The sequence below is a fragment of the Ruegeria sp. CE9 genome, assembly GCF_056537425.1.
In genome coordinates, this window is record NZ_JBQFRO010000002.1 from 95,478 (window position 1) to 116,378 (window position 20,901).

Consider the following 20,901-nt stretch of genomic DNA (forward strand, 5'->3'; position numbering starts at 1 on the left):
TAGCCAACGGGAGTAACAAATGACCTTTATGAAATCCTTGATGGGCGCAGCCGCGGCGGTTGCACTAACCGCAGGCGCTGCAATGGCGGAACCGGCCCTTATCTTTGATCTGGGTGGCAAATTCGACAAATCGTTCAACGAAGCCGCGCATAATGGCGCTCAGCGTTGGGCGGAACAGACCGGTAAAACCTATCGCGAGATCGAGCTTCAGTCGGAAGCCCAGCGCGAACAGGCGCTTCGCCGCTTTGCCGAAGCGGGCGCAAACCCAATTATCACAATGGGCTTCGCCATGGCCGATCCATTGGCGGCGGTCGCAAGTGACTATCCGGATACCAAATTCGTTGCGGTCGACGTGACCTGGCTGGAAGCCCCGAACATTCGCCAGATCGGATTTGCCGAACATGAAGGATCATACTTGGTCGGCATGATGGCGGCGATGGCGTCCCAATCCGGCACGGTGGGCTTTATCGGTGGCATGGATATCCCTCTGATCCGTCACTTTGGTTGTGGTTATGCACAAGGCGCGAAGTCCGTGAACCCGGACATCAACGTTGTTGCCAATATGACAGGTACCACCCCTGCAGCATGGAATGACCCGGTGAAAGGTTCGGAACTGACCAAAGCACAGATCAGCCAGGGTGCTGACGTGATTTACGCCGCTGCGGGCGGTACCGGTGTTGGCGTTCTGCAAACCGCCGCCGACGAAGGCATCCTGTCAATCGGTGTCGACAGCAACCAGAACCACCTGCACCCGGGCAAAGTCCTGACCTCGATGCTCAAGCGTGTGGACGTTGCTGTATATGACGCCATGAAGGCTGGCGAAGACGTCCAGACCGGTGTCTACACCATGGGTCTTGCACAAGATGGCGTTGGCGTTGCGATGGATGAAAACAACGCGGAACTGGTGAGCGAAGAAATGAACTCGGCCATTGAAAGTGCCCGTCGCGACATCATCGATGGCAACGTAAGCGTCGTTAGCTACTACGAGAACGACAGCTGCCCTGCACTGCAGTTCTGATGTAACTGGGGGCGGGGGCCATGGCCTCCGCCCTGCACCACTCTGCCGCATGCGGCCCTTTCGGCAACCCAAGGACAAGATATGACCGTCCCCGCCATTGAGCTCAAAGGGATTTCCAAAGCCTTTGGGCCGGTTCAGGCCAATAAAGATATTTCCATCAGCGTCGCCCCCGGAACGATCCACGGGATCATCGGTGAAAACGGAGCGGGCAAATCCACGCTGATGAGCATCCTCTACGGATTTTACAAAGCCGACAAAGGCGAAATCTGGATCAACGGCACCAAAACCGACATCCCTGACAGCCAGGCGGCGATCGCCTCGGGCATCGGAATGGTGTTTCAGCATTTCAAACTGGTCGAGAATTTCACCGTTCTGGAAAACATCGTTCTTGGAGCCGAAGACGGTGGGCTGTTGGCCCCGTCGCTGGCGAAAGCCCGGAAAGAGCTGAAAGACCTAGAGGAAGAATACGAACTTTTCGTCGACCCTGATAAGCGCATCGACGAGATTGGCGTGGGTATGCAGCAGCGGGTCGAAATCCTCAAAGCGCTGTATCGCAAGGCCGAGATTCTGATCCTCGACGAACCCACCGGGGTTTTGACGCCCGCCGAGGCGGATCAATTGTTCCGCATCCTTGACCGGCTCCGGTCCGAAGGGAAAACGATCATCGTGATCACGCACAAGCTGCGCGAAATTATGGAAAACACCGACACCGTCTCGGTGATGCGGCGTGGTGAAATGACGGCGACCGTAAAAACCGCCGACACCAACCCGCAGGAACTGGCCGAGCTGATGGTTGGCCGCAAGGTCCTGCTGCAGGTTGACAAGGTACCGGCGAAACCGGGCAAACCGGTTCTGGAAATCGAAAACCTCAGCGTCACCGACTCGTCTGGGGTTGAGCGTGTCAAAGGCATCAATCTGACGGTCCGCGCAGGTGAGATCGTTGGCATTGCCGGGGTCGCCGGAAATGGGCAATCCGAATTGCTCGAAGTTCTGGGCGGGATGCGTTCTGGTCAAGGATCGATCAAGTTGAATGGTGAACCTTTGGCCCTCAGCGGTGCCGGATCTGACGGGCAGGCGCGGCGCGCAAAGCACATCGCTCATGTGCCCGAAGACCGCCAGCGCGAAGGCCTGATCATGGATTTCCACGCGTGGGAAAACGTGGCCTTCGGTTACCATCGCGACCCGGCCTACAAGCGCGGTATCTTCATGGATAACGCTGCCCTGCGTGCCGATACCGAAGCCAAGATCGAGAAATTCGATGTGCGCCCACCCAATGGCTGGCTAACCGCCAAAAGCTTTTCGGGCGGCAACCAGCAAAAGATCGTCGTAGCACGCGAGATTGAGCGCAACCCCGACCTGTTGTTGGTCGGACAGCCCACGCGTGGCGTTGATATTGGTGCGATCGAATTCATTCACAAACAGATTGTCGCCCTGCGCGATCAGGGTAAGGCGATCTTGCTGGTGTCAGTTGAGCTGGAAGAGATCTTCTCGCTATCAGACCGGATCGCGGTGATGTTTGATGGGCATATCATGGGCGAGCGCCTGCCCGCCGACACGGATGAAAAAGAACTGGGCCTGCTAATGGCCGGTGTTGCAGGAGAGGCCGCCTGAACCATGGAAAAAATGCCCAAATGGGCCGATGTGGTGCTGATCCCGATCATCAGCCTGCTCTTGGCCACAATCCTCTCGGCAATCGTCATCCTCGCGATCGGAGAAGACCCGATCGCCGCGGTCAACCTTATGGTCACAGGCGCCCTCGGGTCGACTTATGGCTGGGGCTATACGCTCTACTACGCGACCAACTTTATGTTCACAGGCCTTGCTGTTGCCGTCGCCTTCCACGCACGTCTGTTCAATATCGGGGGTGAGGGTCAAGCGATGCTGGGCGGGCTTGGCGTTGCCATGGTCTGTCTTTATATTCCTTGGCCGCACTGGAGCATCGCATTGGTCGCTGCTGCACTGGGTGCGGCACTGTTTGGTGCCGCCTGGGCAGCGATCCCGGCCTATCTACAGGCCAAACGGGGCAGCCATATCGTGATCACCACGATCATGTTCAATTTCATCGCGGCCGCCTTCCTGAACTATATGCTGGTCAACGTGATGCGGCCGCAAGGTTCACAAGACCCGGCAACCGCGCGGTTCCCCGAGGCGGTACACCTGCCGACCTTCCAGTCAATGTTTTCGAGTGCTGAGAACATCGTCTTTCGGGGGGCCCCTGCAAACATTTCGTTTTTCGTCGCGATCCTCGCTTGTATCGTTGTTTGGGCCCTGATCTGGCGCACGCGGCTGGGATATGAAATCCGCGCGTATGGTCATTCGGAAACCGGTGCGGTCTATGCGGGTATCTCGCCCGTGCGCATCACGATCATCGCGATGCTTATCTCAGGCGCGCTCGCAGGTCTGATGGCGATCAACAACGTAATGGGCGAGGCCGAGCGGCTGGTTCTGAATTCGACCGAAGGCGCGGGGTTCATCGGCATCGCCGTGGCCCTGATGGGCCGATCACATCCGTTTGGCGTTTTTCTGGCCGCGATTCTGTTTGGCTTCCTGTATCAGGGCGGCGCTGAATTGGCGCTTTGGACATCGATCCCGCGTGAGCTGATCGTCGTCATCCAGGCGCTCGTCATCCTGTTCACCGGTGCGCTGGACAACATGGTGCGCATACCGCTTGAAAAAATCTTTCTCAGCTTGCGGAAGGGGGCAAAGTGATGGAGTTCTTCGTTACGCTCATCCAGGTCCTCGATTCCACAGTGCGGCTAGCCACACCGCTGCTGCTGGCCTGTCTGGCGGGCCTCTATTCCGAGCGCGCAGGCATCTTTGATATCGGTCTCGAAGGCAAGATGCTGATGTCAGCCTTCTTCTCGGCAGCTGTCGCTGCGGTGACTGGCTCTGTCTGGTTGGGGTTGTTCGCTGGGATCGCGGCGTCTCTGGTTCTTTCAGCACTGCATGGCTTTGCATCAATCACGTTCCGGGGCAATCAACTGATTTCGGGCGTTGCCATCAACTTCCTTGCCTCAGGCCTGACCGTTTTGATCGCCCAAAGCTGGTTCCAACAAGGTGGCCGCACCCCATCGCTTTTCGGACAAGGACGGTTTGAATCCGCCGAGTTCCCTTACGCAATCGGTCCAGCCGACGCAGAACTGACAGGCCGCCCGGTTTCCGAGCTTATGTCTGAAACAAATGCTCTGCATATGGCCTATTCCGAGCTTCTGTCCGGTCATTCCATTCTGGTCTATGTGGCATTCCTTATGGTGCCTCTGACCTGGTGGATTCTGTTCCGAACACGCTTTGGTCTGCGCCTGCGCGCCGTGGGTGAGAACCCGGCGGCGGTCGATACAGCAGGGGTCTCAGTTGTGGGTCTGCGCTATGCGGCTGTTGCAATCTGCGGCGTTCTCTGCGGAATTGCGGGCGCTTATCTGGCTACAGCGCTGCAGGCCGGGTTCGTCAAAGAGATGACAGCGGGGCGCGGCTTTATCGCGCTCGCCGCACTGATCTTTGCAAAATGGCGACCCTGGCACGCGATGTGGGCATGTCTGTTGTTCGGGCTGCTGCAGGCTATCGCTTTGCGATTCCAGAACATCGATCTGGGCGGGGTCGTGATCCCAGTGCAGGTCATGGACGCGCTGCCTTATATCCTGACCGTGGTGATTCTTGCGGGCTTCGTCGGCAAAGCGATTCCACCGCGCGCGGGCGGTGAACCCTACGTAAAAGAACGTTGATAGAGCCAGTTTAGGACTGCCCCTCAGTCCTGTTTGCTGCAAAGCGGCATACAGAGTTGATTTTGTATGCCGCAACCGCTCTAAGGGGGTATGGACGTGTCCCGCACGAGTTCCGCAGCCATGCTCTCGACTAATTTCAGGTTGAGCCACGGAAACACACGGATGGCCCCACCTGGCGCGCGCGCTTCGTCTATTGAGAGTTACGTTACTAACGGCTTTGTCACGTCACGTGGCACGGCCTGTCCTGTCTAGAAGAAGCCATGCAGATTTACCTCCCGATTGCCGAAGTTTCTGTAAACGCCTTTCTGTTGCTGGGTTTGGGCGGAATGGTGGGCATCCTTTCGGGGATGTTCGGTGTGGGCGGCGGGTTCCTGATGACCCCGCTGCTGTTCTTTATCGGCATTCCACCCGCCGTTGCGGTTGCCACCGAGGCAAACCAGATCGTCGCCTCATCATTTTCAGGGGTGCTGGCGCATTTCAGGCGTCGAACGGTGGACCTGAAAATGGGGACGGTCCTGCTGATCGGAGGATTGGTAGGGGCGGCATTGGGTGTCGTCATTTTCAACTATCTCAAAAGTCTCGGGCAGGTCGATCTATTGGTCACGCTGTGTTACGTCGTCTTCCTGGGCGTCATTGGCAGCCTGATGTTTATCGAAAGCCTCAATGCGCTCCGCAAATCTCGCAAGGGCGGGGCACAAGCTCCGAAACGGCGTCAGCGTGGATGGGTCCACGCCATGCCGTTCAAGATGCGCTTTCGGACCTCCGGACTATATATCTCGGTTATCCCGCCGGTCATTGTCGGCCTCTTCGTCGGCGTCTTGTCAGCAATCATGGGTGTCGGCGGCGGGTTCATCATGGTGCCTGCGATGATCTACCTTCTGGGCATGCCAACTAAAGTGGTTGTTGGGACCTCGCTGTTTCAGATCATCTTTGTGACTGCCTTCACCACCATGCTGCACGCAACAACCAACTATACCGTGGACGTCGTGCTGGCGGTTCTGTTGCTGGTTGGCGGTGTTGTAGGTGCCCAGATCGGAACAGTTATAGGTGCGCGGATGCCGGCTGAACAACTGCGCGTCCTGCTGGCAGCCTTAGTGCTTGCCGTTTGTGGCAAGCTTGCGCTTGATCTGTTGTTGCAACCCTCTGAGCTGTACTCGCTCGGCGCTGCGGGAGGGCACTGAGATGTTGCGCCTGATCGCCCTTATGTGCCTGATTTGCCTGCCTGTGCATGCGGCCGAAGAACAGGTTGTGCTCGGCCTCAGCCAGGATCGCGTTTCTATCACCGCTAATTTCGACGGGTCTGAAATCTTGGTGTTTGGTGCCGTAAAACGTGAAGCACCTGTGCCATCGGGGCCACCGCTTGAGGTCATCGTATCCATTGTTGGCCCGTCAGAGCCTGTCACCGTGCGGCGCAAGGAAAAGCGGTTTGGCATCTGGGTGAACACCGATAGCCTTGTCGTTGATCTGGCGCCAAGCTTTTACGCCGTCGCCACCAGCGCCCCGTTTGAGGATGTTCTAACCCATACCGAAGACCTGCGGTACAAAGTCTCGATCGAACGCGCCATCCGTTCGGTCGGCGCCGATATGAACATTCAGGGTGCTCAGGATTTTTCCGAAGCCGTCATCCGCATTCGTGAAGATGACGGGCTTTATTCGATCCGAGAAAATACGGTTGCGGTGGACGAGCAGACCCTGTTTCGCACGTCAATCGAGATGCCTGCCGACCTTACCGAAGGGGATTATGCAGCCCGCATATTTCTGACGCGGGGTGGTGAGGTTGTGTCGACCTTTGAAACAACCATCGATGTGCGCAAAGTTGGGCTTGAGAGGTTCCTCTACAACATGTCCCGTGAGCAACCGATCTGGTACGGCCTCATGTCTCTGGCCATCGCGATTGCGGCTGGTTGGGGTGCATCAACAGCGTTCCGCATGTTGCGGGAGAACTGATCTTTAGCCGCGCCCGATATACGGCATGGTCGTAGCCATCACCGTCATGAACTGAACATTCGCTTCGGGCGGCAATTCGGCCATGTGCAGAACCGATCGGGCGGCATCGCCAACATCCATGGTCGGATCAGGAGTCTGCCCGTCCGCAACAGCCTTGTCGACCAGATTCTGAACCATTTGAGTCCGCGCATTGCCGATATCGATTTGCCCACAAGCGATGCTGTAATCCCGCCCATCCAGCGACAAGCTGCGCGTTAGTCCGGTAATCGCGTGTTTCGTCGCCGAATAGTGCACCGAATTGGGGCGCGGTACATGGGCTGCAATTGAGCCGTTATTGATAATCCGACCGCCTTGCGGTGACTGTGCCCGCATCGCCGCAAATGCCGCGCGCGCGCACAGGAACATGCCATTCAGGTTTACGTTTACCGAGTTGTACCAATCCTCCAGCGCGATCTCGTCAATCGTGCCTCCAGGAGCAAAGATACCTGCATTGTTAAACAAGACATCCAACCGGTCCGTGCGATTCGAGAAGGTCCGAAATGCCCGCGTGACAGCGACAGGATCTGTGACGTCCGCGACCAGCGGTATGGCTCTTTCGAACGTGTCAGCCATCGCGTCCAGCGCATCAGCGCTGCGCGCAAGTAAACCGACGGTCCAACCCTTTTCAAGAAACAACTCCGCTGTCGCCCGACCAATCCCCGAGCTGGCTCCGGTTACAATGATGGTTTTCATGTCTCTTCCGCCTCCAATGTCAGTGACGGTGCAGCAACCGCCCGCAAATCATCCACGCGCAGCGGATGCGTCGGCTTTGATAGCCGGTTCCGCACCACCCAATTCAACCTCTCCTGCGCGCGGGTTATGGCGACGTAGGCCAGACGCTTCCACAAGGGTTGCCCCGCTTCGGTGCGCCCCATACGGGCCGCGGCATAGATGTCGGGTGCAAAGACTTGCACCGTGTCCCATTGTGAGCCTTGTGCCTTGTGGATCGTCACCGCCGCGCCGTGCAGAAACGTGGCGCCCATACGTGCGGCATAGGGAATGAACGGCTCTTCCTCATCGGGTTTCTCGATCTGTACGATCGACGCCGCCGAAACCTGTGGGTCTTCGGCCCCCATCACATGAAGGCGCGAGAACCCCGGCTTGCGACCGGGGCCGAGATAGATAACCTGAGCCCCCTTGATCAGCCCGCGTGCCTCAAGGTCCAACCGTTTCTTCCGATGCTTCAGTGGAAGTTCAATACCGTCGCAAATCAGCGGCTCTCCTTCCAGCAACTCGGTTTCTGGTGCCCCATGGACGGTGCGAAACGCCTGAATCAAACGGATACGGGTTGCGTTTCGCCAAACCAGAACCGGGCTGCGCGCCATCAGATCAACCTCGACCCGCTGGCCCCACACAACACGATCATCTTTACGAGCGGTGTCTTCGACCAATCGCTCGAAATCCTCAAAGCCCATGGCGGGATCGGACAGAGCGTGGGCCAGATCAAGGATTGGGTTATCTGCCGTCTGTCTGTGCACGCGATGCAGAATTTGCTTGCGCGGCTCTGGCAACGCGTCGAACACCATCGAACCCGACTGATTGACAGGTGCCAGCTGCGCCGGGTCACCGAACAGCAAAAGCGTCGGAAAAATTTCTTTCAGATCCTCGAACTGTCGATCATCCAGCATCGAGGCTTCGTCCACAAAACCAATGTCCAGCGGCTCATCCCTGCGTTTCCAGCCCGTTATAAAGTCGGACCCGCGCAAACCGGCAGCGGCCAGTGCGCCGGGGATGGATTTGTTGTTGGCATAAAATGCTGCTGCCCGATCCAGCGCCTCATCCGTCAGCCCTTCGATCTCGGGGCGCTCATCATTGCCCGCTAACCACCCGGCAATTCGCTCATATTCCGGGTCGTAGACGGGCGTGTAAAGGATGCGGTGGATCGTCGTCGCAGGTACCCCACGCAGCCGCAGCACACTTGCGGCCTTGTTGGTTGGCGCAAGGATCGCGAGGCTGCGCCTGTCGCGCGATTTGCGGCTTTCGAAATCGCCCGAGATCAAGTTGACCCCAGACTCGACCAAGGCCTTGTAAAGCTCTGCCAGCAATAGGGTTTTACCTGATCCAGCCTTGCCAATAACGGCCATGACTCCGGACTTGCCGTTGCCAGGCAGTTTCAGCAGCGCATCGTCTTCAAGGTCAACACCAGCCGCGCGCAACATCTCGGCAATATTGTCAAAGGCGGCGGCCTGATCTTCGGAAAAGGTGACTTGGGGCAAGGACATGGCGCGACCCTACAGGGACGCGCAGCGCCCCACCAGATGCGGAATACGATTTCCGCACATTCAGGCAGACAGCGCAAACCGATGCTGCACGCTGTTGCCAAAGGCTGTTCTGAACCACAGCCGCGACAACTCACGCGGGATACCTGCGCGGGCAGCGACCCGGTTACAATCTTCCGCCGAATACGGCCACAGACCAACCGAAATCTGATCGCGGCCCGACCCTTCGGTGCCCAGCACAACGGGCGAAGAACCAATCAGTCGATAGATCCGGATCATGCGCGCATCAAAAACGCCCGCGATATGAGTAAGGCCAAAGCCCTCCATCACTTCACCACCGCTGAGCATGATGGCCCCAGCGGTATGAGCGCTCGCGTTGCGCGAAAGACAAAAGCGGGTGACCTCCCAGATCAGCGGGCTGTTGATGGGACTGCCACCAGTGAGATGCCCGAACACATCATTAACCATAACCGGCCCGGTCGTTGGCAAAATACGCATCGACCCGCCGTGGCTGCCATCCGCCTCTTCCCAAATCACATAGAGCGGGTTGAGATCATCATACTGGTCCCGCTCTTCCCCCTTGTCATCAACCTTGACGTCCCAGCCAAGGCGGGTTTTGAACTGATCCGCACGGTCCCTGAACATCCCCTTGGCCAAATCCGGAAACTTATGCAGCTCATCCGCATACAAATAACGCAACATGACGTATTCCCCTTGTCGTCCATAGTTGGAACAAAGGGGGGTACGAACTCGTGGTTAATTTAAGATGAGACCACCGTACGGTCGTTAAACGACTATTAATCCTCTACTCAGCGCGGTGGCGATTGCATGAGTCGTATTTTGCGCTCCGAGTTTTGAGCGCGCGCTTTCGATATAAGCCCTCAGCGTATGTTCGGAAATCGAGAGCGAATGGGCCACCTGCGCCCGGCTATAGCCCAGTGCCAACAAGGTCATGGCATCAATTTCGCGGGGCGAGAGACCGCGCGTGGTTTCCGGCTGCCGGTTTTTGGCAAACTCCAACGCTTTGCGATTGAGAAAATGTGCGACAAGGATCAGATCGCGGCCATAAGACTGTATGAATGTCTGCCACGCGGCGTCATCACAGGTGTTATTAACAGTAAACAGTGCGAACTGCCCACTGGGTCCCCGCAGCGGAATCGAATATCCCTGATTTCCGACTCCATGCACTTGTGCGTCTTGCAAGAAAGCCCGCACTGCTTTGCCGGACCAGTTTAGTTGCTTCCAATCCACTGCGTGAAAACGCTGGAAACATCCCAAAATAACCGGATCGATACGATGGTAATTTTTGTCCCTATAGCGCTCATCCCAGGCGTCTGAATAGGTCGTAAACCCGTATTGATCCCCTGCGCCATCAACCCAGTGATAGGTCATGTGATCAATTTGCAGTGGTTTACGTAACTGGACCGCTACATCGGTCAGTTCTTCAAGCGTGCTGGTGTTTTCCAAATCCTCGAGGATTTGGCTCAAATCGAATTTTGTTCCCATTCGCAGGCGCGCAAGCCTCATCCTTCAAGGACGCAATCTCGGCCGCGGCGATCAGTCTTGTGTCGTCAAGCTGCTCGGCAAGTGCGCTCAAACCATTCGCTATCGCAAAGGCGTTGAGGTCCGACAGAACGTCCAAAATCCACTCATTTTGCGCCATCAGGGTGTCCCCGAAATAGTTAACGAAGGGTTAACACAACCATAACATGTGCAGACTAATTCGGCCTACTCGCTGCTTTCTACTCCCCAAAAATAGCGGGACGATACTTCGTAAGTTATTGAAAACACACAATCACTGACAGAAATAGCAAACACCCGCAAGGCGGATGCGCGCCCTACAGGTGTTGTAGCTGCTGATTGCCTGAGACCGTTAGTCGCGGGCCGCTAATACTTCCTCAAGTGTCCGCATGCCCGTATGCGGGGCTTGCACCAATACAGACATGTTGCCTGGCTTGTGTTCATTGCGCATCATCTTCATGTGCGCCTCGGGCAGATCCTGCCAGGTGAAGACTTCGGACATGCAAGGGTCCAGACGCCGCTCAACCATCAACTGGTTCGCAGCCGAGGCCTGCTTGAGATGCGCAAAATGCGAACCTTGCAGACGTTTCTGGTGCATCCACATGTAACGCACATCAAAGGTCAGGTTGTAACCGGTGGTGCCTGCGCAAATCACGACCATTCCGCCCTTCTTCACAACAAAGGTCGAAACCGGGAACGTGCTTTCGCCGGGATGTTCAAACACCATATCGACATTCACACCTTTGCCGGTGATATCCCAGATAGCCTTGCCAAACTTGCGGGCCTCTTTGAACCATTCGGCATATTCCGGCGTGTTCACAGTGGGCAACTGGCCCCAGCAATTGAAATCCTTGCGGTTAATAACGCCCTTGGCACCCAGATCCATAACGAAGTCACGTTTGCTTTCGTCCGAGATCACACCAATCGCATTTGCACCAGCCGTATTGATCAACTGGATGGCGTATGAGCCCAAGCCACCCGAGGCCCCCCAGACCAGAACGTTTTGGCCGGGCTTCAGATCGTGCGGCTCGTGCCCGAACAGCATCCGATAGGCGGTCGCAAGCGTCAGGGTATAGCAGGCGCTTTCTTCCCAGGTCAGGTGCTTGGGGCGCGGCATCAGCTGCTGTGCTTGTACATTGGTGAATTGCGCGAACGAGCCGTCCGGTGTCTCATAGCCCCAGATGCGCTGGCTGGGCGAATACATCGGGTCGCCACCATTGCAGTGCTCATCGTCGCCATCGTCCTGATTGCAGTGGATCACAACCTCATCGCCGACTTTCCAGCGCTTAACCTTATCACCGACGGCCCAGACGATGCCTGAAGCATCCGATCCCGCGATGTGGAACGGTTGGCCGTGGCCATCAAACGGGCTGATTGGTTTGCCAAGTGACGCCCAGACGCCATTGTAGTTCACACCTGCCGCCATAACGAGGACCAGAACTTCGTGGCTGTCCAGCTTTGGGACATCGACGACCTCAAGCTGCATCGCGGTGTCAGGCTCGCCATGGCGCTCTTTCCGAATGGCCCACGCATACATCTGCTTGGGAACATACCCCATCGGAGGGATTTCACCCATTTCATAGAGGTCCTTCTCCGGCGCCTCATACGACGCGATACCGCTATCGACATCCAAAGCCATGCTGGCCTCCTTTTTTCCAAATGTTGCCGCGCCGCAGAATCGCGGGCTTCCAAAGACGGAATATTATCCCTTTGGTAATATTGCAACCGTTTTGGCGTCTATTTTGTAATTTTATGACCCAGCGGTTGCAGAAATACTTTCTGCACTTGCATCATTACCGCCCAGAACGGTAGGCTCCGATGCGGCGGCATAATAGGTAAGCAACTCAGACCGCTGACCCGATGGGCTTAGAACCCCGTTCTCTCGCTGCAATATCCGTCGCTCGACCAGTTGATTGATCGCATCGTCAATCGCCTTGCCACCATCCTCGGCAACGGCCTCACCACCCAGAGCCAACAGCCGTTCCTTCAGTTCATGCTCTGACATCTGGCCCTCTTCCTGTATGAGCAGACACGTTGCAGGAACCGGAACAAAGGGGATGGCGGCACCGATCCTACGCATCAACTCACGCGCTAGGTCAGTCGTGAGGTCCCGTTCATGCGAGGCCCGGAATTCCTTAAGTGATATCGGGGTCGCATATCGTACCGAGGCAATACCAAACCTCTTGTAGCGTCCAACAAGCCTGCGCCAAATCTGTTTGAGCGTCCAACGGGTAATCACTCCGATCCGTGCACGGAAACGGCGTTCGCTGTCTTTCGCAGCTGCCGTTAGAACAGTATCTTCAAGCACCCTATCGTAGTTCAGGGCCACGGGAACGAACACGACATCCCGACCCTGCAGTTCGGCACCATCAAGGATGTATTTCAGCAGGCCTAGTTTAGGGCGACCCAACTTGCCTGTCAGGCTCAGCCCACCTTCGGGGAACATCGCCTGCGTCACGCCCGCTTCGGTCGCGTGGCGCACATAGCTTGCAAGCACCTGACGATACAAATCGCTGCCTGACTTGCGGCGGATAAAGTAGGCGCCCATCGCGCGAATTAGTCGGCTTAGCGGCCAGACACGCGCCCATTCACCTACTGCATAGGACAGGGTCGAGTGATCCGCGGCCAGATAAGTGACCAGCACGTAATCCATGTTGCTACGGTGGTTCATGACATAAACCACCGTTGCGTCCGGATCGATATTGTCCAGCGCGGCCTTGTCTTCATATCCCAGTTGAACTTTGTAGAACGCATTGCTCAGCATACGCGCAAATCGGATCGCGATGCTGAAATACGCTACCGTCGAGAATGACGGTGCAATCTCGCGCGCATAGCGACGGGCCTGTTCCGATGCGACTGCGTCGGGCACACCTTCCTTCTTGGCATGTTGCTGCACCGCACGGCTGACCTGCGGGTCATAGATGAGCCGCTGGATCATGTCATGCCGCCCAGCCAGCTTGAATGGCTGGATTGGGCGTTGCAGGCGCTTGTTCAACCGCGCGACAGCCCGTTCAAGACGGCGGCGGAAAAACCAACGCACCGAAGGGAACAAAAAATGCGAGGCAAATGTGACCGCAGCAAACAGCACGATCAGCACAAACAGCCAAAGCGGAATTTCCACAGTCTGCATCATTTGGGCACAGTGCCATCAATCGAGGCCACCCACAATCTGCAGAAAAGGGTGATGCCGCGATGCAGCGAATTGACAAGGGTCTAAAATTACTATTTACCGTCAAGGAAAGTAATTTTATTGCTCAACGATCCGCGAGGCTTGACCCATGACGCAGTTGCAGAAAGATCGCCCCTGGCTCATCCGTACCTATGCCGGTCACTCGACAGCCAAGGCGTCAAACGCGCTTTATCGTGCGAACCTGGCCAAAGGTCAGACTGGCCTGTCTGTCGCGTTCGATCTGCCGACCCAGACCGGGTATGACAGCGACCACACGTTGGCGCGTGGTGAGGTTGGCAAAGTTGGTGTTCCGATCTGCCATCTGGGGGATATGCGGGTTCTGTTCGAACAAATCCCGCTTGAACAGATGAACACCTCAATGACGATCAATGCCACTGCCCCATGGCTGTTGTCCTTGTATATCGCGGTGGCCGAGGAACAGGGCGCGGATGTCTCGAAACTACAGGGTACCGTCCAGAACGACCTGATCAAAGAATACCTCAGCCGCGGCACTTATGTGTGCCCGCCTAAGCCTTCGTTGAAGATGATCGCGGATGTGGCTGAATATTGCTATGACAACGTGCCCAAATGGAACCCGATGAATGTGTGTTCCTATCATCTCCAAGAGGCCGGAGCGACGCCCGAGCAAGAGCTGGCCTATGCGCTGGCAACCGCCATTGCCGTGCTGGATGAATTGCGCCCTCGCGTACCGGCCGAGGACTTTCCCGCCCTGTGCGGCCGGATTTCATTCTTTGTAAATGCAGGCATTCGCTTTGTTACCGAAATGTGCAAAATGCGCGCATTCGTCGATCTTTGGGATGAGATCCTGCACGAGCGCTATGGCGTAGAAGACCCCAAGTTCCGCCGATTCCGCTATGGTGTTCAGGTGAACTCGCTGGGGCTGACCGAACAGCAGCCTGAAAACAACGTCTATCGCATTTTGATCGAAATGCTGGCGGTTACATTGTCGAAACATGCCCGTGCGCGGGCTGTGCAATTGCCTGCGTGGAACGAAGCGCTTGGCCTGCCCCGCCCTTGGGATCAGCAATGGTCGATGCGAATGCAACAAATCCTCGCCTATGAAACCGACCTGCTGGAATATGGCGATCTGTTTGACGGCAACCCGGTCGTCGATGCCAAGGTCGAAGAGCTCAAGAATGGGGCGCGGGCCGAGCTTGCCAACCTTGAGTCGATGGGTGGCGCGGTTGCCTCGATCGAATATATGAAGTCCCGGTTGGTCGAATCAAATGCCGAGCGCCTGAACCGGATTGAGCGCAACGAAACTGTTGTCGTTGGTGTAAACAAATGGACTGAGGGCGAAACATCGCCTCTGCAGACTGAAGATGGTGGCATCATGGTGGTCGACCCGGCGGTCGAGCAGGAACAAATCGGGCGCTTGAACACCTGGCGTGCGGACCGGGATGACGCTGCCGTGGCTGCGGCGTTGCAAGCCCTGCGCGAAGCAGCGAAGTCTGGCGCCAACGTGATGGCGCCTTCTATCGCTGCGGCTAAGGCTGGTGTGACAACCGGTGAATGGGCTGAAGAAATGCGCAAAGCATACGGCACCTATCGTGGACCAACTGGCGTATCGGGGTCAGTATCAAACAAAACCGAAGGGCTGGAGGACCTGCGCGCAGCCGTAGACGCAGTCAGCGACCGGCTGGGTCGCAGGCTGAAGTTTCTTGTTGGCAAGCCGGGTCTGGACGGACACTCGAACGGGGCCGAACAGATCGCCTTCCGCGCGCGCGACTGTGGCATGGATATCAGCTATGAAGGTATCCGCCTGACGCCTGAAGAGATCGTAACTGCGGCACAAGAAGACAAAGCGCATGTGATCGGTCTTTCGATCCTGTCTGGCAGCCACCTGCCTTTGGTGAAGGACGTGATGACGCGACTGAAAGCAGCAGGGCTAAGTGATATCCCGGTTATTGTAGGCGGCATCATCCCCGATGAAGACGCCGAGCAATTGCGTTCCATGGGAGTTTTAAAAGTCTATACACCCAAGAATTTTGAACTAAATGCGATCATGGGTGATATCGTCACATTGGTTGACCCAAGGGAAATCGCCGCCGAATAAAAAGGAATTCCTGAAATCTCCAATTTTATTTCCCCTAAAATGGGAATAATTAAAGCCAGACTAATTCAATTTCCCCGCCAATAAGCTGGGGATTCGCTGGAATGGAGAATAAAATGGCTATCGATCTGGAAAAAATGTCGCGTAAAGAATTGCGCGAATTGCGCGATCGGATCGAAAAAGCGCTAAAAACCGCCGAGGTGCGCGAGCGCAAAGAAGCGTTGAAAGCCGCCGAAAAGGCGGCAGCCGAATTCGGATTTTCACTGTCCGAATTGTCGGTGGATGGCGCTAAATCGTCAAAAACTGCCAAGCCGAAATACCGAAACCCTGAAAATCCCGATCAAACCTGGACCGGACGCGGCCGCAAACCGCAATGGGTGCATGACGCAATCAAGGCTGGCACTGATATCTCCGATCTCGAAATTTAAGCGAGGGAGTCTCCCAAATGACGATCCATATCGGAGCTGAAAAAGACCAGATCGCAGAAACCGTTCTTTTGCCCGGTGACCCGTATCGCGCCAAATGGGCTGCTGAGACCTTTCTGGACGATGTCCAACTGGTCAACGAGGTGCGCGGCATGCTGGGGTTCACCGGCACTTGGAAAGGCAACCGCGTTACCATTCAGGGCAGTGGTATGGGAATGCCGTCACTGTCGATCTACGTCAACGAACTGATCCGCGACTACGGTGCCAAAACTCTGATCCGCATCGGATCTTGTGGCGGGATGCAGGACAGCGTGAATGTGCGCGACGTCATTCTGGCGATGACCTCGACCACGCTCAGCACCCCTTCGCGCGGCATCATGAAAGAGCTGAACTTTGCTCCTTGTGCCGATTGGGGCTTGCTGCAGGCTGCAGCGCTGGCTGCGAACGCCAAAGGTACGCCGACCCATGTAGGCGGCATCTACTCTTCGGATGTTTTCTATGACGAACGTCCTGATCTGAACGAACAAATGGTTCGGCACGGGATCCTGGGTGTCGAGATGGAAGCGGCAGAGCTTTACATCCTCGCGGCGCGTCATAAATGTCGGGCGCTAGCGGTCCTTACAGTTTCCGACCATCTGCTCACTGGCGAGGCCCTGCCCTCTTCGGATCGAGAGAGCAGCTTTGGTGATATGGTCGAAATCGCCTTGCAAGCCGCCTTCCCTGACAGCTGAGCCACAAGAATCTTAGCGCCCGTGCGTGCGGTCATATCCGTTGCGCACGGGGCTGCTCCACCCCTTCAATGCACCGTCAGCCGGGGCAAAAGTTTCGACCAGCAAGGGATGACACGCAGCGGTATCTGATGAGTGTTCGGACGAACAATCACCGCCGGGGCACGCGCTGAGATTTCCAAGCAGATCAATCTCGGCAAAGAACTCAAGATAATCCCCCGGACGGACGGGTGAAGCTTTCATGAAATACTGCCCGGTATCACGCGTGAAACCGGTACACATGAACACGTTCAACACATCGTGGACGGCAGGCTCGGCTTCGGCCAAGGAAATACCCAAATGATCCGCCAACGCGCGCGTCAGATTCGAATGGCAACAGTAATGGTACTGGGACTCAGCTAGCAGATTACCGGTATAGGGATCGCATCGGGTCCCGATCACATCGTGCACCGACCCTCCGAATTCATCAATCCCATACCATCCCAACGTATCGGCAATGATCGTTGCCATGGGGCGCATATGCGGAAAGCTCGACCACATACGCTCACCCGTGGTGATGTGGGTGCCGTGCAACGCCCGCGTCTTGCCGGAGTAAAACCGCTCGGTCAGGTCATTGAGGTTCCACAGGTTTAGATCGCCAACTTGCGATCCTTCAACAGAAGTGATCCGAAAGAAATGCCCCGCGGGCACCTCAAAGCAACGTGCATCTCGCGGTGGCACCAACACCTCATCCGTTTTGTGCGCTGTATCACGCGCAGCTTGATACAGCCCGAGATCGGGTTTTGGCAGCCCGTCATTCGGGTAGCAGATAACTGGAGCTACAGCACGGCGTGTATCTGCATCGGCGGGCGGGCGGGGCGTGTTCCAAGATTCTGTCATGGGGCGGAGAGTGGCTCAGTTCGTCCTGACGGAAAACCCCAAACCGTCCTTATTGCCCTTTCAGGCATTGGGTGGGTTCGGCATCAGACTTTGAGACCGCGCCACAATAGGCGCAACGCCACTGGCCCTCACTTCGGTGTTGCCGCCATCTGCAGTCGCGCGTCAGTGAAGACGTGCGGGATCGCCAAAAGAAATAGGCAAACACACCGGCGGCAAGCAGAAGCAGCAAAATAGGCATGCAACTGCTTGGCCGATTGTGCCGCGTTTTTCAAGCCCAGCAGATCAGGCCGCGTTGGAGTATTCAAATAGTTCAGGAGTTTCGTCTTTGGCTGGAACGACCGGCTCGGGCGTATAATAGGCCCAAGCCTGTTCCAACAGCTCTAGCGCTTTCGCAGCGTCGATTTTTTGGTTTTGCGTGCTCATCGGAGTGACCTTTATTCGATCTTATCACTCCTCCCTGTGCGAAACTTAGATCCGCAAACAGGCAAACGCATCGCATAGTTTTGCAGAGGCGTCATGCACTTGCCGCAACCCGGCAAGTGCATTGGTAATATGCGCGATCAGACCGCGCGGTCGACCATCATCTTTTTGATCTCGGCAATCGCCTTGGCCGGATTCAGTCCCTTGGGGCAGGTTTTGGCGCAGTTCATGATGGTATGGCAGCGATACAGCTTGAAGGGGTCTTCCAGCTCGTCCAAACGCTCACCTGTGGCCTCATCCCGGCTGTCGATGATCCAGCGATAGGCATGCAAAAGCGCGGCGGGCCCAAGATAGCGGTCGCCGTTCCACCAGTAGCTGGGGCACGAAGTCGAGCAACTGGCGCACATCACGCATTCATAAAGGCCATCCAGCTTTTTGCGGTCTTCGATCGACTGCTTCCACTCTTTCGCAGGACGGTTGGTCTTGGTCTCAAGCCACGGCATGATCGAGGCGTGCTGCGCGTAGAAATGCGTCAAGTCCGGGATCAGGTCTTTGACCACCGGCATATGCGGCAGCGGATAGATCTTCACATCGCCCTTGATCTCATCCATGCCATAGATACAGGCCAGCGTGTTGATCCCGTCGATATTCATCGCGCAGGAGCCGCAGATGCCCTCACGGCACGACCGGCGGAAGGTCAGGGTCGGGTCGATCTCATTCTTGATCTTGATCAGCGCGTCCAGAACCATCGGCCCGCAGGTATCCATGTCGACGAAATAGGTGTCAACGCGCGGGTTCTGGCCATCATCAGGATTCCAGCGGTAAATCTGGAATTTGCGCACATTCGTCGCGCCATCGGGCTTAGGCCATGTCTTGCCCGTTGTGATGCGCGAATTCTTGGGGAGGGTCAGTTGTACCATGGGTTCCTCTCCTTAGAACGTCCGCGCCTTGGGCGCGATTCGTTTCAGACTGATGCCGCCTTCGTCTTCGTTCGTCAGCGGATCGACGATGACAGGGCGATAGCTCAGCTCGACCTTGTTGCCTTCGACGCGGCTGACCGTGTGAACGCGCCAGTTTTCATCGTCACGCTCGGTGAAATCCTCATGCGCGTGTGCGCCACGCGATTCCTTGCGAGCCTCGGCCCCAACGATGGTGGCCAGAGCGCTTGGCATCAGGTTGGTCAGCTCCAGTGATTCCATCAGGTCACTGTTCCAGACTAGGCTGCGGTCCGACACTTTAAGGTCATCCATCTTCGCCGCAATCGCCGTCATCTTCTCGACGCCTTCCGCCATGGTCTTGGCGGTCCGGAACACGGCTGCGTCCTCCTGCATGGTGCGTTGCATCTCAAGCCGCAGATCGGCGGTTGGGATCGCGCCGCTGGCGTTGCGCACCGCATCGAAGCGGTCAAATGCCTTGTCGACCGACGCTTGGTTCAGAACCGGATTTGGAGCTTCCGGATCCACAACTTTGCCCGCCCGGATCGCCGCTGCGCGGCCAAAGACCACGAGATCGATCAACGAGTTTGAACCAAGACGGTTTGCCCCGTGAACCGAGGCACACCCGGCCTCGCCCACAGCCATCAGGCCGGGGACAACGGCAGTCGGGTTGTCAGCAGTCGGGTTCAGAACCTCACCCCAATAATTAGTCGGGATACCACCCATATTGTAGTGCACTGTCGGCAGAACAGGGATCGGCTCCTTGGTCACGTCGACACCGGCAAACACACGCGCCGATTCCGAAATCCCTGGCAAGCGTTCCGCCAGAGCCTCGGCCGGCAGGTGGCTGAGGTTCAGGTGAATATGATCGCCATCGTCGCCATGTCCGCGGCCTTCGCGAATTTCCATGGTCATCGAGCGACTGACATAATCGCGCGGCGCAAGGTCTTTATACTGGGGCGCGTAACGCTCCATGAACCGTTCGCCTTCCGAGTTGGTCAGATACCCGCCCTCACCACGCGCACCTTCGGTGATCAGGCAGCCTGATCCGTAGATGCCGGTTGGGTGGAACTGAACGAACTCCATATCCTGCAGCGCAAGACCCGCGCGGGCCACCATACCGCCGCCGTCACCGGTGCAGGTATGGGCCGAGGTCGCGCTGAAATAGGCGCGGCCATAGCCGCCGGTTGCCAGAACAACCATCTTGGCGTTGAAAACATGCATCGTGCCATCGTCCAGCTTCCAGCAGACGACACCCTGACACTGCCCGTCATCGGACATGACCAGATCGATGGCGAAATATTCGATGTAGAACTCGGCGTTGTTCTTTAGCGACTGACCATAGAGGGTGTGCAGGATCGCGTGGCCGGTCCGGTCGGCAGCGGCACAGGTGCGCTGCACGGCGGGGCCTTCGCCAAACTCGGTGGTGTGGCCCCCGAACGGGCGCTGATAGATTTTACCTTCCTCGGTCCGGCTGAATGGTACGCCGTAGTGTTCCAACTCATAGACAGCTTTAGGCGCTTCGCGTGCCAGGTACTCCATCGCATCGGTGTCACCCAGCCAGTCAGAGCCTTTTACGGTGTCATACATATGCCACTGCCAATGGTCCGGCCCCATGTTTGACAAGGACGCGGCGATACCGCCCTGTGCCGCCACCGTATGCGAACGGGTCGGGAAAACCTTGGTCACACAGGCCGTGCGCAAACCCTGTTCCGCCATACCCAATGTGGCCCGCAGACCCGCACCACCGGCACCAACAACAACCACGTCATATTCGTGGGTTTCGTATTCATATGCTGCTGTCATTG

Annotated in this window: 19 protein-coding genes; 9 read left to right on the forward strand and 10 right to left on the reverse strand. The window is 56.8% G+C overall.

Annotated features, from left to right (window positions below):
* The first annotated feature begins 19 nt into the window (after positions 1 to 19).
* The 6 genes from ACR0B3_RS04965 to ACR0B3_RS04990 all read left to right on the forward strand — a co-directional run bounded on the left by ACR0B3_RS04965 (position 20) and on the right by ACR0B3_RS04990 (position 6,684).
* Positions 20 to 1,018 carry a BMP family ABC transporter substrate-binding protein gene (locus ACR0B3_RS04965; protein ID WP_170722081.1) on the forward strand — a complete coding sequence of 333 codons (999 nt, stop codon included), beginning with the start codon at positions 20 to 22 and terminating at the stop codon, positions 1,016 to 1,018.
* Positions 1,019 to 1,099: 81 nt separating this feature from the next.
* Positions 1,100 to 2,629 (forward strand): ABC transporter ATP-binding protein, encoded by a 1,530-nt coding sequence (locus ACR0B3_RS04970; protein WP_170722084.1) that lies wholly within the window; start codon positions 1,100 to 1,102, stop codon positions 2,627 to 2,629.
* 3 nt (positions 2,630 to 2,632) lie between these two features.
* The gene (locus ACR0B3_RS04975; RefSeq protein WP_170685316.1) at positions 2,633 to 3,727 is read left to right on the forward strand and encodes an ABC transporter permease; all 1,095 of its coding nucleotides are present in this window, start codon (positions 2,633 to 2,635) and stop codon (positions 3,725 to 3,727) included.
* Positions 3,727 to 4,737, forward strand: a complete 1,011-nt coding sequence (locus tag ACR0B3_RS04980; RefSeq protein ID WP_170722086.1) for an ABC transporter permease — start codon at positions 3,727 to 3,729, stop codon at positions 4,735 to 4,737. Before ACR0B3_RS04975 ends, ACR0B3_RS04980 begins: the two co-directional genes overlap by 1 nt.
* A gap of 260 nt (positions 4,738 to 4,997) precedes the next feature.
* The gene (locus ACR0B3_RS04985; protein ID WP_170760357.1) at positions 4,998 to 5,918 is read left to right on the forward strand and encodes a sulfite exporter TauE/SafE family protein; all 921 of its coding nucleotides are present in this window, start codon (positions 4,998 to 5,000) and stop codon (positions 5,916 to 5,918) included.
* Between the two features lies 1 nt (position 5,919).
* Positions 5,920 to 6,684, forward strand: coding sequence for a TIGR02186 family protein (locus ACR0B3_RS04990; protein WP_170685313.1), 765 nt, complete (start codon positions 5,920 to 5,922; stop codon positions 6,682 to 6,684).
* Positions 6,685 to 6,687: 3 nt separating this feature from the next.
* On the opposite strand, the gene ACR0B3_RS04995 is transcribed toward ACR0B3_RS04990, so the two are convergent.
* The 6 genes from ACR0B3_RS04995 to ACR0B3_RS05020 form a co-directional block, all read right to left on the reverse strand.
* Positions 6,688 to 7,416 carry an SDR family oxidoreductase gene (locus ACR0B3_RS04995; protein WP_480808113.1) on the reverse strand — a complete coding sequence of 243 codons (729 nt, stop codon included), beginning with the start codon at positions 7,414 to 7,416 and terminating at the stop codon, positions 6,688 to 6,690.
* Entirely contained in the window at positions 7,413 to 8,945 is a 1,533-nt protein-coding gene (locus ACR0B3_RS05000; protein ID WP_480808114.1) for an ATP-dependent DNA helicase, read from the reverse strand. Before ACR0B3_RS05000 ends, ACR0B3_RS04995 begins: the two co-directional genes overlap by 4 nt.
* A gap of 60 nt (positions 8,946 to 9,005) precedes the next feature.
* A complete protein-coding gene (locus tag ACR0B3_RS05005) occupies positions 9,006 to 9,644 on the reverse strand; it encodes an acyl-homoserine-lactone synthase (RefSeq protein ID WP_480808115.1) in 639 nt (212 codons plus the stop codon).
* Positions 9,645 to 9,728: 84 nt separating this feature from the next.
* Positions 9,729 to 10,448: a helix-turn-helix transcriptional regulator gene (locus tag ACR0B3_RS05010; RefSeq protein WP_480808116.1), complete on the reverse strand. Its 720-nt coding sequence runs from the start codon at positions 10,446 to 10,448 to the stop codon at positions 9,729 to 9,731.
* A gap of 367 nt (positions 10,449 to 10,815) precedes the next feature.
* On the reverse strand, positions 10,816 to 12,102 hold the full coding sequence (gene ccrA, locus ACR0B3_RS05015) for a crotonyl-CoA carboxylase/reductase (RefSeq protein WP_170589705.1): 1,287 nt from the start codon (positions 12,100 to 12,102) through the stop codon (positions 10,816 to 10,818).
* Positions 12,103 to 12,213: 111 nt separating this feature from the next.
* The gene (locus ACR0B3_RS05020; protein WP_480808117.1) at positions 12,214 to 13,596 is read right to left on the reverse strand and encodes a 1-acyl-sn-glycerol-3-phosphate acyltransferase; all 1,383 of its coding nucleotides are present in this window, start codon (positions 13,594 to 13,596) and stop codon (positions 12,214 to 12,216) included.
* 145 nt (positions 13,597 to 13,741) lie between these two features.
* Between ACR0B3_RS05020 and ACR0B3_RS05025 the strand changes: the two genes are divergently transcribed.
* The 3 genes from ACR0B3_RS05025 to deoD all read left to right on the forward strand — a co-directional run bounded on the left by ACR0B3_RS05025 (position 13,742) and on the right by deoD (position 16,862).
* Positions 13,742 to 15,709, forward strand: a complete 1,968-nt coding sequence (locus ACR0B3_RS05025) for a methylmalonyl-CoA mutase family protein (protein ID WP_480808118.1) — start codon at positions 13,742 to 13,744, stop codon at positions 15,707 to 15,709.
* Between the two features lie 113 nt (positions 15,710 to 15,822).
* The gene (locus ACR0B3_RS05030) at positions 15,823 to 16,134 is read left to right on the forward strand and encodes an H-NS histone family protein (RefSeq protein ID WP_480808119.1); all 312 of its coding nucleotides are present in this window, start codon (positions 15,823 to 15,825) and stop codon (positions 16,132 to 16,134) included.
* 17 nt (positions 16,135 to 16,151) lie between these two features.
* Positions 16,152 to 16,862, forward strand: a complete 711-nt coding sequence (gene deoD / locus ACR0B3_RS05035) for a purine-nucleoside phosphorylase (protein ID WP_480808120.1) — start codon at positions 16,152 to 16,154, stop codon at positions 16,860 to 16,862.
* 12 nt (positions 16,863 to 16,874) lie between these two features.
* On the opposite strand, the gene ACR0B3_RS05040 is transcribed toward deoD, so the two are convergent.
* The 4 genes from ACR0B3_RS05040 to sdhA all read right to left on the reverse strand — a co-directional run bounded on the left by ACR0B3_RS05040 (position 16,875) and on the right by sdhA (position 20,899).
* A complete protein-coding gene (locus ACR0B3_RS05040; protein WP_480808121.1) occupies positions 16,875 to 17,738 on the reverse strand; it encodes an urea carboxylase-associated family protein in 864 nt (287 codons plus the stop codon).
* A 282-nt stretch (positions 17,739 to 18,020) separates the two neighbouring features.
* The gene (locus tag ACR0B3_RS05045; protein WP_480808122.1) at positions 18,021 to 18,161 is read right to left on the reverse strand and encodes a hypothetical protein; all 141 of its coding nucleotides are present in this window, start codon (positions 18,159 to 18,161) and stop codon (positions 18,021 to 18,023) included.
* Between the two features lie 137 nt (positions 18,162 to 18,298).
* Entirely contained in the window at positions 18,299 to 19,078 is a 780-nt protein-coding gene (locus tag ACR0B3_RS05050) for a succinate dehydrogenase iron-sulfur subunit (protein WP_170408332.1), read from the reverse strand.
* 12 nt (positions 19,079 to 19,090) lie between these two features.
* Positions 19,091 to 20,899: a succinate dehydrogenase flavoprotein subunit gene (gene sdhA, locus ACR0B3_RS05055; RefSeq protein ID WP_480808123.1), complete on the reverse strand. Its 1,809-nt coding sequence runs from the start codon at positions 20,897 to 20,899 to the stop codon at positions 19,091 to 19,093.
* Between the last annotated feature and the right edge of the window lie 2 nt (positions 20,900 to 20,901).

Excerpts from the sequence above, each read along its gene's own strand:
- ACR0B3_RS04990 (WP_170685313.1), top strand. The coding sequence starts at position 5,920 with ATGTTGCGCCTGATCGCCCTTATGTGCCTGATTTGCCTGCCTGTGCAT.
- ACR0B3_RS05000 (WP_480808114.1), bottom strand. The coding sequence starts at position 8,945 with ATGTCCTTGCCCCAAGTCACCTTTTCCGAAGATCAGGCCGCCGCCTTT.
- ACR0B3_RS05020 (WP_480808117.1), bottom strand. The coding sequence starts at position 13,596 with ATGATGCAGACTGTGGAAATTCCGCTTTGGCTGTTTGTGCTGATCGTG.
- ACR0B3_RS04980 (WP_170722086.1), top strand. The coding sequence starts at position 3,727 with ATGGAGTTCTTCGTTACGCTCATCCAGGTCCTCGATTCCACAGTGCGG.
- ACR0B3_RS05005 (WP_480808115.1), bottom strand. The coding sequence starts at position 9,644 with ATGTTGCGTTATTTGTATGCGGATGAGCTGCATAAGTTTCCGGATTTG.
- ACR0B3_RS05010 (WP_480808116.1), bottom strand. The coding sequence starts at position 10,448 with ATGGGAACAAAATTCGATTTGAGCCAAATCCTCGAGGATTTGGAAAAC.
- ACR0B3_RS04970 (WP_170722084.1), top strand. The coding sequence starts at position 1,100 with ATGACCGTCCCCGCCATTGAGCTCAAAGGGATTTCCAAAGCCTTTGGG.
- ACR0B3_RS04975 (WP_170685316.1), top strand. The coding sequence starts at position 2,633 with ATGGAAAAAATGCCCAAATGGGCCGATGTGGTGCTGATCCCGATCATC.
- ACR0B3_RS05040 (WP_480808121.1), bottom strand. The coding sequence starts at position 17,738 with ATGACAGAATCTTGGAACACGCCCCGCCCGCCCGCCGATGCAGATACA.
- ACR0B3_RS05050 (WP_170408332.1), bottom strand. The coding sequence starts at position 19,078 with ATGGTACAACTGACCCTCCCCAAGAATTCGCGCATCACAACGGGCAAG.
- deoD (WP_480808120.1), top strand. The coding sequence starts at position 16,152 with ATGACGATCCATATCGGAGCTGAAAAAGACCAGATCGCAGAAACCGTT.
- ACR0B3_RS05025 (WP_480808118.1), top strand. The coding sequence starts at position 13,742 with ATGACGCAGTTGCAGAAAGATCGCCCCTGGCTCATCCGTACCTATGCC.
- ccrA (WP_170589705.1), bottom strand. The coding sequence starts at position 12,102 with ATGGCTTTGGATGTCGATAGCGGTATCGCGTCGTATGAGGCGCCGGAG.
- ACR0B3_RS05045 (WP_480808122.1), bottom strand. The coding sequence starts at position 18,161 with ATGAGCACGCAAAACCAAAAAATCGACGCTGCGAAAGCGCTAGAGCTG.
- ACR0B3_RS04985 (WP_170760357.1), top strand. The coding sequence starts at position 4,998 with ATGCAGATTTACCTCCCGATTGCCGAAGTTTCTGTAAACGCCTTTCTG.
- sdhA (WP_480808123.1), bottom strand. The coding sequence starts at position 20,899 with ATGACAGCAGCATATGAATACGAAACCCACGAATATGACGTGGTTGTT.
- ACR0B3_RS05030 (WP_480808119.1), top strand. The coding sequence starts at position 15,823 with ATGGCTATCGATCTGGAAAAAATGTCGCGTAAAGAATTGCGCGAATTG.
- ACR0B3_RS04995 (WP_480808113.1), bottom strand. The coding sequence starts at position 7,416 with ATGAAAACCATCATTGTAACCGGAGCCAGCTCGGGGATTGGTCGGGCG.
- ACR0B3_RS04965 (WP_170722081.1), top strand. The coding sequence starts at position 20 with ATGACCTTTATGAAATCCTTGATGGGCGCAGCCGCGGCGGTTGCACTA.